The organism is Roseateles puraquae, from assembly GCF_002205845.1.
Classification (GTDB): domain Bacteria; phylum Pseudomonadota; class Gammaproteobacteria; order Burkholderiales; family Burkholderiaceae_C; genus Pelomonas; species Pelomonas puraquae.
Genome location: NZ_NISI01000003.1, coordinates 298,329 through 311,801, shown reverse-complemented (window position 1 = coordinate 311,801; position 13,473 = coordinate 298,329). Strand labels below are relative to the sequence as shown.

Genomic DNA, 13,473 nt, shown 5'->3' with positions numbered 1-13,473 from the left:
TCCCTGATCCCGAGAGCCCTGCAATGAAGCCCATCCAAGTCGGCCTGATCGGCCTCGGCACCGTCGGTGCCGGCACCTTCCACGTCTTGCAGCGCAACCAGGCCGAGATTCGCGGCCGCGCCGGCCGGGGCATCGAGATCGCGATGGTGGCCGCCCGCAATGCCGAGCGCGCCAAGGCCTTCCAGGCCATCGTGGGTGACGGCGTGCCCTGCGTCGCCGACCCGCAGCAGCTGGTGGACAACCCCGACATCGACATCGTCGTGGAGTTGATCGGCGGCATCGAGCCCGCGCGCTCGCTGGTGCTCAAGGCGATTGCCAACGGCAAGCACGTCGTCACGGCCAACAAGGCGCTGCTGGCGCTGCACGGCAGCGAAATCTTCGCAGCGGCCCGCGAGAAGGGCGTCACCGTGGCCTTCGAGGCGGCCGTGGCCGGCGGCATTCCCATCATCAAGGCGCTGCGCGAAGGCCTGACGGCCAATCGCATCGAGTGGATCGCCGGCATCATCAACGGCACCACCAACTTCATCCTCTCCGAGATGCGGAGCAAGGGCCTGGACTTCGCCACCGTGCTGAAGGAAGCCCAGCGCCTGGGCTATGCCGAGAGCGACCCCACCTTCGACATCGAAGGCGTGGATGCCGCCCACAAGCTCACCATCATGAGCGCCATCGCCTTCGGCGTGCCGGTGCAGTTCGACAAGGCGCATGTGGAAGGCATCTCCAGCCTGCAGGCCACTGACATCAAGTACGCCGAGCAGCTGGGCTACCGCATCAAGCTGCTGGGCATCACGCGGCGCCGGGAGAATGGTTTCGAGCTGCGCGTGCACCCGACGCTCATCCCAGCCTCGCGTTTGATCGCCAACGTCGAGGGCGCGATGAACGCCGTCGTCGTGCAGGCCGATGCGGTCGGCACCACGCTCTACTACGGCAAGGGCGCTGGCGCCGAGCCCACGGCGTCGGCCGTGGTGGCCGACCTGGTCGACGTCACCCGCCTGGCGACTGCCGACCCCGACCACCGCGTGCCCCACCTGGCCTTCCAGCCGGATGCGATGAGCAACACGCCGGTGCTGTCGATGGCCGACGTGAAGACCGCCTTCTACCTGCGCCTGGTCGTGGCCGACCAGGCCGGCGTGCTGTCGCGCATCACCACCATCCTGGCCGAGCACGACATCTCCATCGACGCCGTGCTGCAGCGCGAGTCCGCCGACGGCGAGCGCCAGACCGACCTCATCATCCTGACCCACGACACCGTCGAGGGCCGCATGAACGAGGCCCTGGCCAAGATGCAGGGCCTGCCCACCGTGCTCGCGCCCATCGTGAAGCTCCGCAAGGAAGAGTTGGCCTGATCCGATGAAGTACATCTCCACCCGTGGCGATCAGGCCGAGCGCGGCTTCTCCGACATCCTCCTCGAAGGCCTCGCCCCCGATGGCGGCCTCTACCTGCCCAAGGCCTACCCCCAGGTCGACGACGCCACGCTCACCCGCTGGCGCGGCCTGGCCTATGCCGATCTCGCGTTCGAGATCCTGTCGCTGTACATCGACGACATTCCGGCCGACGACCTGCGCGCCATCACGTGCCGCGTCTACACGCCTGAGGTCTTTGGTACGAAGGAGATCACCCCGCTGACCTGGCTCGGTGAAGGTCTGGCGCTGGAGGGCCTGTCCAACGGCCCGACGCTGGCCTTCAAGGACATGGCCATGCAGCTGCTCGGCGCGCTGTTCGAGTACGAACTCGGCCGGCGTGGCGAAACACTGAACATCCTCGGCGCCACGTCAGGCGACACCGGCAGCGCGGCCGAGTACGCCATGCGCGGCAAGCAGGGTGTGCGCGTCTTCATGCTCAGCCCCCATGGCCGGATGAGCCCCTTCCAGCAGGCGCAGATGTTCAGCCTGCAGGACGCCAACATCCACAACATCGCCATCGAAGGCGTGTTCGACGACTGCCAGGACATCGTCAAGGCGGTGTCCAACGACCTCGTCTTCAAGCGCGAGCACCGCATCGGCACGGTCAACTCCATCAACTGGGCGCGGCTGCTGGCGCAGGTGGTGTACTACTTTGCGGGCTACTTCCAAGCGACCAAGACCAACGGCGAGAAGGTCAGCTTCACGGTCCCGTCAGGCAACTTTGGCAACGTCTGCGCAGGCCATGTGGCGCGCATGATGGGCTTGCCCGTCGACAAGCTCGTCGTGGCCACGAACGAGAACGACGTGCTCGACGAGTTCTTCCGCACCGGCGCCTACAAGCCGCGCGGCACGGCGGACACGCACGAGACCTCCAGCCCGTCGATGGACATCTCCAAGGCGAGCAACTTCGAACGCTTCGTGTTCGACCTGCTGGGTCGCGACGCCGCCCGCGTGATGCAGGCCTTCACGTCCGCCGGCTTCCAGCTGACGGCCGACGAGCACGCGGCGATTGCCCGCTTCGGCTTCAGCTCCGGCCGCAGCACGCACGCCGACCGCGTGGCGACCATCCGCCGCTGCCACGCCGAGCATGGCGTGGTCATTGACCCGCACACGGCCGACGGGCTGAAGGTGGCGCTGGAGCAGCGCGACCCGGCCGTGCCGATGCTGGTGCTGGAGACGGCGTTGCCGGCCAAGTTCGCCGCGACCATCGTCGAGGCCTTGGGGACCGAGCCGCCGCGGCCTGCGGGCCTGGAAGGCATCGAGCAACTCCCGAAGCGCGTGAAAGTCATGGCGCCGGATGTGGGCGCCGTGAAGGCCTACATTCACGCCCATGTCTGATGCCAAGAAACCTGCCCTGACACCTCTGGACGACGCGCTGGCCACGCTGCTGGCGCAGGTCCAGCCCCTCGCCGACGTTGAGACGCTGCCCACCACCGCCGCGCGCGGCCGCGTGCTGTCGGCTGACCTGGTCTCCCCGGTCGATGTGCCGCCCGCCGACAACTCGGCGATGGACGGCTATGCACTGCGCGCCGCCGACGTGGAGCGCGAACTCCCGGTCACGCAGCGCATCCCGGCTGGCAGCCTGCCGCAGCCGCTCGCGGTGGGCGAAGCCGCCCGCATCTTCACCGGCGCCCAGGTGCCGCCGGGGGCGGACACGGTCGTCATGCAGGAGCACACCGAGCTCGTGGAGGGCCGCGTGCGCGTGACCCAGCCGGTGCGGGTGGGCCAGCATGTGCGGCTGCGCGGCGAGGACGTGAGGGCCGGCAGCGTCGTGCTGCCCGCCGGCACGCGGCTCGACGCGGTCGCGCTGGGCCTGGCGGCCACGGCCGGCGCCGCCGAACTCACGGTGGCCCGCCGGCCGCGTGTTGCCCTGTTCTCGACGGGCGACGAACTCGTCATGCCCGGCGAGCCGCTGCCGCCGGGTGCCATCTACAACTCCAACCGCTTCACGCTGCGGGCCTTGCTCGAAGGCCTGGGCTGTGAGGTCATCGACCTGGGCATCGTGCCCGACAAGCTCGACGCCACCCGCGCCGCGCTGCGCGAGGCTGCCTCGAAGGCTGACGTGATCGTCACCTCCGGCGGTGTCTCCGTGGGCGAGGAAGACCACCTCAAGCCCGCCGTGCAGGCCGAGGGGCAGCTGGACCTGTGGGCGATTGCGATCAAGCCCGGCAAGCCTTTCGCGTATGGTCGTGTGGGGGCAGCCCACTTCATCGGCCTGCCGGGCAACCCGGTGTCCAGCCTGGTGACCTTCCTCGTGCTGGTGCGGCCTTTCCTGCTCAAGCTGCAGGGCGCGGCCCGGCTGGCGCCGCGCGGCTACCTGATCCCGGCCGGCTTCGACTGGCCCAAGCCCGACAAGCGGCGCGAGTTCCTGCGCGTTCGCCTCGACGAAGCCAGCGGCCTGGCCCTGTTCGGCAATCAGAGCAGCGGCGTGTTGACCTCGGCGTTCTGGGCGGATGGCTTGCTGGACAACCCGGCCGGCCATGCCTTTGCCAAGGGGGATGCCGTGCGCTTCGTCCCGTTCTCGGAGCTGCTGGCATGAGCCTGACCGTGACGCTGCGCTTCTTTGCCTCGCTGCGCGAAAAGCTGGGTGAGACCGACTCGTTGACGCTGCCTTCGGGCAGCACGGTCGGCGACGCCCGCGATGCACTCATGGCGCGCGGCGGCGCGCATGCCGAAGCGCTGGCCCGCAGCCGCGCGGTGCGTGCCGCCGTCAACCAGAAGATGGCCGCCGAGAGCGTGGTGCTGGCCGAGGGCGATGAACTCGCCTTCTTCCCGCCGGTCACCGGCGGATGAATCGATGAAGGGCCTGCACCTCACCGCGGACCTGCGCGGTGTCGACCCAGGGCGGCTGTTGATGACGGACACCGCCGCACTGGCCGTTGCCTGTGGTGATGCGGTGCGCACGGCCGGCCTCAGCGGCGTGGCCGAGCTGATGCACCGCTTCGGCCCGGCCGATGGCCAAAGCGGCATCACGGGCGTGGTGCTGCTGGCCGAGTCGCACGTGGCCGTGCACACGTGGCCCGAGCTGGGCGCGGTGACGCTGGATGTCTACGTCTGCAATTACGGCGGCGACAACAGCATGAAGGCGCGGGCGCTGCTGGACGCCCTCATCGCCGCCTTCGCCCCAGGCACGGTCAGCCGCCAGCAGTGGCTCAGAGGCTGAGGCGCCGGGCCGCCAGCACGCCGGCCGTGTAGGCCTCCTCGAAGACCGAATAGCCGGCCAGGTCGCTGTGGGCGAACACCACGCGGCCGCGCTGCTCGTTCAGCGCTGCCAGTGCCGCAGAGCCGCGCAGGCCGGGCACCGGGATGCTCATCGCATGGCCGAAGCGACACAGGTCGATGCGTTCGACCTTGGCGGGCAGGTCAGGGTGGGTGCCGGCCAGGTCGTCCAGCACCAGGCCGGCCCAGTGCTGCCAGGGCTGTCGCAGCAGGGCGGATCGTTGCGCCTGCGGCAGTGCGAGGTAGGCGGTCAGCAGCGGTGGTCGGGGTGTCGGGTCCAGGTCCTGGTGGCGTGCGTCCACGTAGCCCAGCGCCGCGGAGCCGTAGCGCACGTTGTCCCAGGACGGTGGGGCGCCCGGTCGCATGAGCAGCGGTTCGCGCAGCAGCACGTTGGCCGTCAGCCAGGGCGCATGGGGCTGCTGGAGCGCGCGCAGCGCGGCGGGCGGCTCAGCCAGCAGCCGGGCCGACACGAACAGCGGCGTGGCCATGACGACGGCGCGCGCCGCCCAGCGCTCGGGGGCCTGGGTGGCCTCGTTCCAGGCCAGCGCTTCCACGCCCTGGCGCCCCTCGGTCACGCGCAGCACCGTGCGGCCGAGGTGCAGCCGGTCCTGCAGCGGTTGCGCCAGGCGGGCCGACAGCCAGCCGTTGCCTTCGGGCCAGGTCAGCACCGGTTCACGTTCGGCTGTCTCGTCGCCGGGCGCGTGAAAGCCGTGCCGGCTGGCGAAGTAGTGCAGGCCGGCCCAGGCCGACACGGTGGCTGCATCGGCGCCGAAGTCGTCGCGGCAGCAGTAGTCCAGGTACCAGCGCAGGCGGGTGTCGGTCAGGCCCTGGCCATCGAGCCAGGCGGCGAAGGTCTGCCGGTCCAGGCGCGCATGCTCGGCCGTCCACGGCGCGCGGTGCGTGGGTATCGCGAAGCCCAGGTCCCGCTGCAGCTGCGCGACGAGGTCGCCGAACCTGCGGTATTGGGCCAGGCCCGCCGCGCCGTCGGCCGGGGGCAGGAGGCCGTCATGCCAGGCGCCGTCGAAGAACAGCCGTTCCTGTGGGCTGTGGCAGAGATGGCGTTCGTCCCATTCGGTGCGGCCCAGGCGGTGCGTGGCCAGGCCCAGCTCGTGCAGCAGCGCCAACACCTCGCGGGCCTCGGGCCCCGGCACGGGCAGGTAGTGGGCGCCCAGCGGGCAGGGTGAGCCCGCCAGGCGGTGGCCGCGGCTGTTGCCGCCCGATTGGTCCTCCAGGTCGAGCAATGCCACGTCGTCCACGCCGCGCTGCATCAAGGCCCGCGCGCAGGCCAGACCCGCGATGCCACTGCCAACAATGAGGACGCCGGTCTGCTTCAGCGGACCGTTGGCTGCCGGCAGCGCACCGCGCAGGCGGTGGCCTCGCTCCGGGTGCGTGCCCACCCAGCCGCCTTGCGGTGCCGGCGCCTCGTGGCTGCAGCCCGCCATGGCCAGGCTCGCCAGCAGAACCTCGCGCCGCTTCAGCATCAGTGCACCTTGCCCCATTCCTCTTCGAAGGTCTGCACCAGCACCTGGTTCGACAGGCGGTTCACCTCGGCGGGCACGCGCGCCATGTCGGGCGGGAAGTCCAGCAGGGCCGGCAGGCTGCTCGCGCTGACGAAGCGCAGTCCGGGCGGGAATTGGGTCGGCAGCCGGAAGGGCCGGCGTGAGGCCAGCACGAAGCCCCATTCGCCGAAGCTCGGCACATGCGCGTGATAGGGCGTGGCGGTGAGGCCGGTGGATTCGACGGTGGCCACCACCGTCCAGAAGCTGCGACGTGCAATCAGCGGCGAGGTGGTCTGCACGACGGCGTAGCCGCCAGCGCTCAGGTGCTGGTCCACCAGGTCGTAGAAGCTGGCGGTGTAGAGCTTGCCCAGCGCGAAGTTGGAGGGGTCGGGGAAGTCGATGACGATGACGTCGAACACCTCGGTCTGCTGCTCGAGCCACCCGAAGGCGTCGGCATTGACGATGCGCAGCTTGGGGCTGGACAGCGCATGCGCGTTGAGGGCGGCCAGCTTGGGGTTGTCGCGGAACAGGGAGGTCATCAGCGGGTCCAGCTCCACCAGGGTGACCTGCTCGACGCTCGGGTACTTCAGGATTTCACGCACCGCCATGCCGTCGCCGCCGCCCAGCACCAGCACCCGCTTCGGGGCGCCGTGGGCGGCCATCGCCGGCTGCACCAGGGCTTCGTGATAGCGGTACTCGTCCTTGGAGTGGAACTGCAGATTGCCGTTCAGGAACAGCCGCGTGCCCGCATGCCCGTCGGTCACGACGATGCGCTGGTAGACGCTGCTTTGCTTGAAGACGATGTGTTCGCCGTAGAACCGGTCCTCGGCCCAGGTGGTGAGGTGGTCGGCGCCCAGCAGCGCAGCCAGCAGCAGCAGGGCGGACAGCACGCAGGCCGCCACATGCGACGGCAGGGCGCGCAGGTCGGCCCTGAAGAGCCACAGGGCCCAGACCGCCACGCCCACGTTGAGCAGGCCGAAGGCGACGCCGGTGCGCACCAGCCCCAGCTGAGGCACCAGCACCAGCGGGAAGGCCAGGGCCACCAGCAGGGCCCCGAGGTAGTCGAAGGTGAGTACCTGCGAGACCAGGTCTTTCAGCCCGTAGCGAGCGCTGAAGTGCCGCTTCAGGATGCGCATCACCAGCGGAATCTCCAGCCCCACCAGCGTGCCCACCAGCAGCACCAGCCCGTACAGCAGCACGCGGAAGGGCGCGCCCTCGCCGGGTGGCAGCAGGCTGTGCACGGCAAACAGGGCCGCCGGCATCAGGCCGCCGATGACGCCCACCAGCAACTCCACCTGCAGGAAGACGCCCACCAGTTGCCGCTCCACGAAGCGCGACAGCCAGGAGCCCAGGCCCATCGCGAACAGGTAGACGCCGATCACGGTGGAGAACTGCAGTACCGAGTCGCCGAGCAGATAGCTCGCCAGCGCGCCGGCCGCGAGCTCGTAGACCAGGCCGCAGGCCGCAATGACGAAGACGCTGGCCAGCAGCAGCAGCTCGGCCAGCGAGGCGCGCGAGGGTGGGCTGTGCGTGTCGCTCACGGCTTGGGCGCCGCGAGCGTGACGGAGAACGCGAGGCGTGAGCCGTCGGGGCTGGCGGCAATGTTGCGGATGACGCCGCCGACCTGGGGCAGGTCAGCCAGCGGCTCGAAGCCGGCGCCGGCCTTGCCACTCCAGCGCAGCAGCAACGTGCCGCGCGCCATGATCACGGAGCCGTCGGGCAAGGCCGCGAAGTACTGGCTGCGTTGCGGGTCCTTCTCGCCCGCGGGGCCGACGGGCGTTTCCGCCAGCACCTGCGCCTGGGTGTCGCCGGCGGCCTGGGCGCACAGACGCCAGTGGGCCGGGTCGGTCTGGTCCACGAACAGCGCGCGGCGGCCGTCGGCCGTGCGGCCGAGTGAGCGGCCGGGTTTGTCGGTCAGGGGCGTGCTTACGGCGGTGCGGCGGTCGAACAGCACCGCACGGTGGGCGTTGCGCTCGGGCACGTCGTCGACGATGAAGAGGGCCAGCCGATGCTCGTCCACCCAGGCGTGGTAGCCCACGCGCATCACCGGCACGACCGGGCCGATTTCCTGGCCGTCCCAGCCGAAGCGCCACAGCGACGGCTGCTTGCGCTCGATGCCGTAGGCCGGGTCCGCATCGACCACGCGAATGGCAGAGAAGCCGCTGCCGTCGGGCAGGGGCGTGGGCGAGTAGAGGTTGTGCGGCGTGGCGGTCAGCGCCTGGGTCTCGCCGGTGGCGAGGTCGTGCCGGTAGACGTTGTTGGAGCCGCTGCGGTCCGACGCGAACAGGATGGCCTTGCCGTCCCGGGTGAACGAGGGCTGGAAGTTGGCCCCTTGGCCGGGCGTGATGTTGGTGACGTCGGTGACCCGTCCGGCGGCGAGGTCCAGCTGGGCGGTCACGATGGCCACGTCCGGCCGCGAGTCGGCGGCGAGGGCGGGCGGCAACGCGGCGAAGGTGGCGATGCCGGCGCCCATCAGGGCGCGGCGGGTCAGGGTCTGCAGCATGGCCCGCAGTCTAGAAGGACACCGGCTGCGGCAGGGCCTTGCTGCAGTAGTGGATGTCCCAGCCCGCGCGCAGGCCGCCGGTGGTGAAGGGATCGGTGGCGATCAGGGCCTCGACGGCCGCCTTGTCTCGCGCCCGGATGACCCACAAGCCGCCGACCGGGGTGCCGTCAGGGGTATCTCGCAGCGAACCCGCCACGCGCACCACGTCCTGGTGGGCAGCCACCCATTCGAGATGCGCCTGCAGCAGCTGTCGACGCAGCTCGCCGGCTCCGGGCTTGTCGTGAAAGCGCACCGCGAAGAGGGTCCAGTCTTCGTGGGCGTTGGCGGTCAGGGCGGCGAAGTCGTGGTCAGGCATGGGTTGGGTTCAAGGCAGGTTCATGGCCTCGCGATAGCGCATCGCGTCCAGGATGCGCTGGCGGGTGCTCGGGTGGTGGAAGAACACGAACTCTTCCAGCCGACCCGGGTCGGCCTTGCGATATTCCACCAGCCGCAGCTGCGCTTCGGCAAAGCCGTGCGGCTCGCGCGATAAGGCCAGCCCGAAGCGGTCTGCCTCGGTCTCCTGCACGCGGGTGATCGTGTTGTTGACCGGCGTGGTCAGCGTGAAGAACAGCGAGAACACCGCCAGCAGCATCGGCAGCCCGGCGACGTCATCGACCTGGCGGATGCCGGTGGCCGCAGCGAAGCGCACCAGCAGCCAGCTCATGGCGGCTTGCGCCAGGTAGAACCCGACCAGCAGCACCAGCGTCAGCATGAGCAGGGTCTTGGGGATGTGGTTCATCACGTAGTGGCCCAGCTCATGCCCCATGACGGCCCGTACCTCGGGCTCCGACGTGCGGCGCAGCAGGTTGTCGTTCAGCCGTACGGCTGCGGTGCCGAACAGGCCCGAGACGTTGGCGCTGATGCGGGTGGTCTGACGCGAGGCGTCGAACACGTACACGTTGTCGACGGGCACGCTCACCGCGTGCGCCATCTGCAGCACTGCGCGCTTGAGTGGCCCGTCTTCCACCGGCTTGTAGGTGTTGAACAGCGGCTCGATGAACACCGGGCTCAGCGCCACCAGGAGCGTTGTCAGCCCCATGCCGCCCACGGCGCCCCAGATCCACCAGCGCGCGCCCGCGCGGCGGATCAGCGCGTACAGGCCGCCCAGCACTAGGGCGCCAATGACGAGCGAGATGGCCGTGGACATCAGCCATTCGCCGACCCAGGCCGGCACGGTCTGCGTCGACATGCCGTAGGCCTGCTCGCGCCACCAGCCCTGATAGAAGGTCAGCGGCAGGCTGATGAGCTCGCTCAGGGCCAGGTAGGTGCCTGCAAACAGCATGTCGCGCCTCAAGGGGCCACGACCGACGCGGGCCGCCCAGTCGCGCACCCGGGCCGCACGGCGGCCGGCCAGGAACACGGCCGCCAGCACCAGTCCGAGCAGCAGGTTCCAGAGCTGCATCCAGTAGCCGCCCTCCCAGTAGGCAGCCGATTTCGCCTGCACGTCGGCTGGCAGGCGGTCCAGGTAGGCCTGCGTGGCGGCCTCGGCATTGCGGGGCAGTGCGGCGCGCCAGGCGTCGTCGACGGGGCGGATCTTGAATCCCGAGGCCTGGGCGGTGGCGTCGGCCTTGGCGGCCTGGGACTCGGCGTCAGCCGCCTGTGCCGGGCCGACGTGCAGGCTGAAAGCGAAGGCGAGGGCGGCTGCAGCCACCCAGCGGCGAGAGGTCATGGGGTTCTCCGGAGCTTGAAGCGGCGCGATGGTGTCGAGCCCGCGCCGGCCCCGCCAGAGGCATGCGGACAGCCTGCACGCCGCGGTGCATGGGCTGCCACCGGGCACGATGACCCGCAGCCGCGCTGCTCAGCCGTGAATGGCTGCCGCGACGATGTTGCCGATGGAGATGCACATCGCCCCCACCACGATGGCCAGCGCGACGTTCTTGTGCTCGACGAGTTCTTCCCAGAGTTTGTAGGGCGTGATCTTGTCGACGATGATGAACGACACCCAGAAGATGACGACGCCGATGACGGCGTACATCGTCGAGCCGAGGATGACTTCAGGCTTGAGCCAATCGATGGTCATGGGGTTCTCCGTTTACTTGTGGCCGCCGCCACCGCTGCTGTAGCCGCCGTAGCTGCCGCCGCTGGAGCCGCCGTAGTAGCCCCCGCCGCTGCGCGCGCTGCTGCGGCATTGCTGGTACTCGGTGCTGTTCTCACCGAAGCTGTCCTTGTAGCGCTGGCAGTCGTCGCCCGAGCAGGCCCGCATCAGCGCCACCAGCAGCACGATCAGGAACAGCGCGATCACGATGTTGCGCAGCAGCGTGCCGGTGTTGTTCTTGAAGGCCGAAGCGTCGCGGGCGAAGGGCAGGTTCGGGGCGACCAGGTTGAAGGCCTTGCGCACCTCGTCGGCCGCCAGTGTCTGCCCGCCACTCCAGGTGACTTCCGGGCCCTGCTGTTCGCGACTGAGCAGGTAGCGGCCATCGCTGGTGCTGAAGTCGGTCACCTGCACGCGGTCCTCCAGGCGCACGGGCCAGTAGAACTCGCCGAGCACATGGGTGGTTTTGGCGCCGTAGACCCAGCGCTGCGAATAGGCCCGGCCCTGCCATTGCACGCCGCCGCGCACCGGCTGCGGCGCGCCGGTCAGGGTGCGCACGAGGCTCCAGCCCTCGCGGGTGTCCACCAGGAAGGCGAAGCCGCTCAGGCGGTTGTAGAGCAGGTACTCGCGCCAGAAGCTCTGTTCGTCGTCGGCGTCCTCGGGGATGTCGCAACGCTCCTGGTAACCCACCACCTGCCAGGGCAGGGGCTTCTCGCCCGCGAACGCGAGGGTGCCGGTACGGCCGATCGGGATGAGCGGCGGCAGCCCGCGGTCCTGCGCGGCAAAGGCCACGGCCTTGGCATCGCCCGCGGGCAGTTCCACCACCGCGTGGCATTGGCCGCAGCTCATGCTGCGCGATTCGGCGAGTTTGGGTTCCAGCGAGGCGCCGCAGTTGGGGCAGGCCAGCGCCCGGCCCTTGAACTTGGCCTCGGCGACGGATTCGCCCTCGGCCGTGGTGCGCAGGCCCTGCAACGCCAGGTCGGCCAACTGCACACCGCGGCCGACCGACCAGACCGGCGGCTCGCCGTCCCGGTACTCCAGGCTGCCGACTTCGTCCTGCGCATTGCGCAGTTCGACGATTCGACCCGCCCTGGGCACCCGGGGCAGTTCGCCTTCGGCAGCCCGCAGGGCGGCCTGCACCACCGCGGCCACCTGCCAGCGCTGGCCAGCCAGGGTCAGCGGGGCGCCGAGCTGAGGTTCGGGCGGGGGCGTCTCGGTGAGAGGCGCCTCCAGGCCGAGGACGAACTGGCCGTTGTCTTCACTGAGCCAGCCCACGCGCTCGTGCTCACCGGCATCGAAGAGCAGGTGCCATTCGTTCCAGTTGCCCAGCTCCGAGCCACGCTGCACGCGGCCGACCACCGCAAAGCCCTGGCCCATCCAGCGCCCGGTGGCGCCGAGTTGCAGGGGCGAGTAGTCATCAAAGATCTCGGCGCTTTGGCCGATGCGGCTCAGCGTGTCGCCATCGCGCAGCAGCGTGCTGCGGCAGAAGCTGCAGACGGCGCTGGCCGAGGCTGCGCTGGCGAACTCGACCGGCGCGCCGCAATTCGGGCACGCCGCGCGCCACTTTCGCTGGGCCGTTGCCTCAGCCATTGGGGAAGTTCAGCTGGATCAACGCAGGCAGCTTAGGTAGCGGCCCAGCGGCCGCCGTGGAACCGGCTTTGCCGGGCCACTGACGGCGCCCCCTGGAGGGGGCCGGCACAAGCCGGTAGGGGGTGGGCCAATGTCTAGCCAAGCTTTTTCAGGAGGTCAGCCTTCTTGGCGGCGAATTCCTCGTCGGTCAGGATGCCCTTGGCCTTGAGGTCGCCGAGCTTTTCCAGCAGGGCCACGATGTCGTCCGGCTTGCTCGCGGCCGGGGCCGGGGCGGCCGTGCCGACGCCGGCCAGGCCTTGACCCAGCGTTTGGGCCAGGGTCTGGCCCAAGGCCACGCCGGCCCCCAGGCCGACGGCTTCACCCGCGATGCCGCTGCCCGAGCCTGCGCCCTTGGCCAGCTCGGGGATGGCCTGCGCGGTCTGGTACTGCATGAACTGGCCCATGTTCTGGCCGATGATGCCCATGCCGATGCGCTGGTCGAGGATCTTCTGCAGCTCTTCGGGCAGCGACACGTTCTGCATCGTCACCGACAGCAACTCCAGGCCGAGGGCGTCGAACGACGGCGCGGTGGCGTTCTTGAGGGCGGCCGCAAACTCGATCTGGTTGGCGGCGAGGTCAAGGAAGGCGGTGCCGCTGCTCGCGACGGCATCGCTGATGTGCTGCAGCATCAGGCCACGCAGCTGCCCGTCCAACTCGGCGGCGGTGTAGCGCTCCCGGGTGCCTGAGATCTGGCTGTGGAAGACCTTGGCATCCTTGATGCGGTAGGCGTAGTTGCCGAAAGCGCGGATGCGCACCGCGCCGAAGTCCTTGTCACGGATGGACACGGGCTGGCTCGTGCCCCAGCGCTGGTCGATCTGCTGGCGGGTGCTGAAGAAGTAGACGTCGCTCTTGAACGGCGACTCGAAGAGCTTGTCCCAGTTCTTGAGGTAGGTCAGGACGGGCAGCGTCTGGGTGGTCAGCTTGTGGGTGCCGGGGCCGAAGACGTCGGCCACCTGACCCTCGTTCACGAACACCGCCACCTGGCTCTCGCGCACCACCAGCTGGCCGCCGTTCTGGATTTCCATGCCCGCCATCGGGAAGCGCCAGGCCAGCGTGCCATCGCCGTCCTCCGTCCACTGGATGACGTCTATGAACTGTTTCTTGATGAAATCCATCAGGGCCATGTCGAAATTCCTGGCAGCGTGAGAAAT

General features: G+C 69.6%; 13 protein-coding genes. 5 read left to right on the top strand and 8 right to left on the bottom strand.

Annotated elements, in window-relative coordinates; all coding sequences use genetic code 11:
- Window positions 1-23 precede the first annotated feature (23 nt).
- Genes CDO81_RS11325 through speD form a run of 5 tightly spaced genes read left to right on the top strand, consistent with a single transcriptional unit; the run spans window position 24 to window position 4,564 of the window.
- On the top strand, window positions 24-1,343 hold the full coding sequence (locus CDO81_RS11325) for a homoserine dehydrogenase (protein WP_088483309.1): 1,320 nt from the start codon (window positions 24-26) through the stop codon (window positions 1,341-1,343).
- A gap of 4 nt (window positions 1,344-1,347) precedes the next feature.
- On the top strand, window positions 1,348-2,739 hold the full coding sequence (thrC, locus tag CDO81_RS11320) for a threonine synthase (protein WP_088483308.1): 1,392 nt from the start codon (window positions 1,348-1,350) through the stop codon (window positions 2,737-2,739).
- On the top strand, window positions 2,732-3,940 hold the full coding sequence (locus CDO81_RS11315; RefSeq protein WP_088483307.1) for a molybdopterin molybdotransferase MoeA: 1,209 nt from the start codon (window positions 2,732-2,734) through the stop codon (window positions 3,938-3,940). Before thrC ends, CDO81_RS11315 begins: the two co-directional genes overlap by 8 nt.
- A 2-nt stretch (window positions 3,941-3,942) precedes the next feature.
- On the top strand, window positions 3,943-4,194 hold the full coding sequence (gene moaD, locus CDO81_RS11310) for a molybdopterin converting factor subunit 1 (RefSeq protein ID WP_088483359.1): 252 nt from the start codon (window positions 3,943-3,945) through the stop codon (window positions 4,192-4,194).
- Window positions 4,195-4,198: 4 nt separating this feature from the next.
- Window positions 4,199-4,564, top strand: a complete 366-nt coding sequence (gene speD, locus CDO81_RS11305; RefSeq protein WP_088483306.1) for an adenosylmethionine decarboxylase — start codon at window positions 4,199-4,201, stop codon at window positions 4,562-4,564.
- On the opposite strand, the gene CDO81_RS11300 is transcribed toward speD, so the two are convergent.
- The 8 genes from CDO81_RS11300 to CDO81_RS11265 all read right to left on the bottom strand — a co-directional run bounded on the left by CDO81_RS11300 (window position 4,554) and on the right by CDO81_RS11265 (window position 13,446).
- A complete protein-coding gene (locus tag CDO81_RS11300; RefSeq protein WP_241516958.1) occupies window positions 4,554-6,101 on the bottom strand; it encodes a flavin monoamine oxidase family protein in 1,548 nt (515 codons plus the stop codon). The two genes, speD and CDO81_RS11300, sit on opposite strands and share 11 nt — an antisense overlap.
- Window positions 6,101-7,660 carry a polyamine aminopropyltransferase gene (locus CDO81_RS11295; protein ID WP_088483304.1) on the bottom strand — a complete coding sequence of 520 codons (1,560 nt, stop codon included), beginning with the start codon at window positions 7,658-7,660 and terminating at the stop codon, window positions 6,101-6,103. The genes CDO81_RS11300 and CDO81_RS11295 overlap by 1 nt, the downstream gene beginning before the upstream one ends.
- Window positions 7,657-8,622, bottom strand: coding sequence for a TolB family protein (locus CDO81_RS11290; RefSeq protein WP_088483303.1), 966 nt, complete (start codon window positions 8,620-8,622; stop codon window positions 7,657-7,659). The genes CDO81_RS11295 and CDO81_RS11290 overlap by 4 nt, the downstream gene beginning before the upstream one ends.
- Window positions 8,623-8,632: 10 nt before the next feature.
- A complete protein-coding gene (locus tag CDO81_RS11285; protein WP_088483302.1) occupies window positions 8,633-8,977 on the bottom strand; it encodes a YciI family protein in 345 nt (114 codons plus the stop codon).
- 9 nt (window positions 8,978-8,986) lie between these two features.
- Window positions 8,987-10,330 carry a M48 family metallopeptidase gene (locus tag CDO81_RS11280; protein ID WP_088483301.1) on the bottom strand — a complete coding sequence of 448 codons (1,344 nt, stop codon included), beginning with the start codon at window positions 10,328-10,330 and terminating at the stop codon, window positions 8,987-8,989.
- A gap of 129 nt (window positions 10,331-10,459) precedes the next feature.
- A complete protein-coding gene (locus CDO81_RS11275; RefSeq protein ID WP_088483300.1) occupies window positions 10,460-10,681 on the bottom strand; it encodes a DUF350 domain-containing protein in 222 nt (73 codons plus the stop codon).
- 12 nt (window positions 10,682-10,693) lie between these two features.
- Window positions 10,694-12,283 carry a DUF4178 domain-containing protein gene (locus CDO81_RS11270; protein ID WP_088483299.1) on the bottom strand — a complete coding sequence of 530 codons (1,590 nt, stop codon included), beginning with the start codon at window positions 12,281-12,283 and terminating at the stop codon, window positions 10,694-10,696.
- A 134-nt stretch (window positions 12,284-12,417) separates the two neighbouring features.
- Window positions 12,418-13,446 carry an SPFH domain-containing protein gene (locus CDO81_RS11265; protein WP_088483298.1) on the bottom strand — a complete coding sequence of 343 codons (1,029 nt, stop codon included), beginning with the start codon at window positions 13,444-13,446 and terminating at the stop codon, window positions 12,418-12,420.
- Between the last annotated feature and the right edge of the window lie 27 nt (window positions 13,447-13,473).

What these genes read in the sequence shown, in the direction of transcription:
- CDO81_RS11270 (WP_088483299.1), bottom strand. Translation starts at nt 12,283, where the DNA reads ATGGCTGAGGCAACGGCCCAGCGAAAGTGGCGCGCGGCGTGCCCGAAT.
- CDO81_RS11325 (WP_088483309.1), top strand. Translation starts at nt 24, where the DNA reads ATGAAGCCCATCCAAGTCGGCCTGATCGGCCTCGGCACCGTCGGTGCC.
- CDO81_RS11265 (WP_088483298.1), bottom strand. Translation starts at nt 13,446, where the DNA reads ATGGCCCTGATGGATTTCATCAAGAAACAGTTCATAGACGTCATCCAG.
- thrC (WP_088483308.1), top strand. Translation starts at nt 1,348, where the DNA reads ATGAAGTACATCTCCACCCGTGGCGATCAGGCCGAGCGCGGCTTCTCC.
- CDO81_RS11285 (WP_088483302.1), bottom strand. Translation starts at nt 8,977, where the DNA reads ATGCCTGACCACGACTTCGCCGCCCTGACCGCCAACGCCCACGAAGAC.
- CDO81_RS11300 (WP_241516958.1), bottom strand. Translation starts at nt 6,101, where the DNA reads ATGCTGAAGCGGCGCGAGGTTCTGCTGGCGAGCCTGGCCATGGCGGGC.
- CDO81_RS11315 (WP_088483307.1), top strand. Translation starts at nt 2,732, where the DNA reads ATGTCTGATGCCAAGAAACCTGCCCTGACACCTCTGGACGACGCGCTG.
- speD (WP_088483306.1), top strand. Translation starts at nt 4,199, where the DNA reads ATGAAGGGCCTGCACCTCACCGCGGACCTGCGCGGTGTCGACCCAGGG.
- CDO81_RS11275 (WP_088483300.1), bottom strand. Translation starts at nt 10,681, where the DNA reads ATGACCATCGATTGGCTCAAGCCTGAAGTCATCCTCGGCTCGACGATG.
- CDO81_RS11290 (WP_088483303.1), bottom strand. Translation starts at nt 8,622, where the DNA reads ATGCTGCAGACCCTGACCCGCCGCGCCCTGATGGGCGCCGGCATCGCC.
- CDO81_RS11280 (WP_088483301.1), bottom strand. Translation starts at nt 10,330, where the DNA reads ATGACCTCTCGCCGCTGGGTGGCTGCAGCCGCCCTCGCCTTCGCTTTC.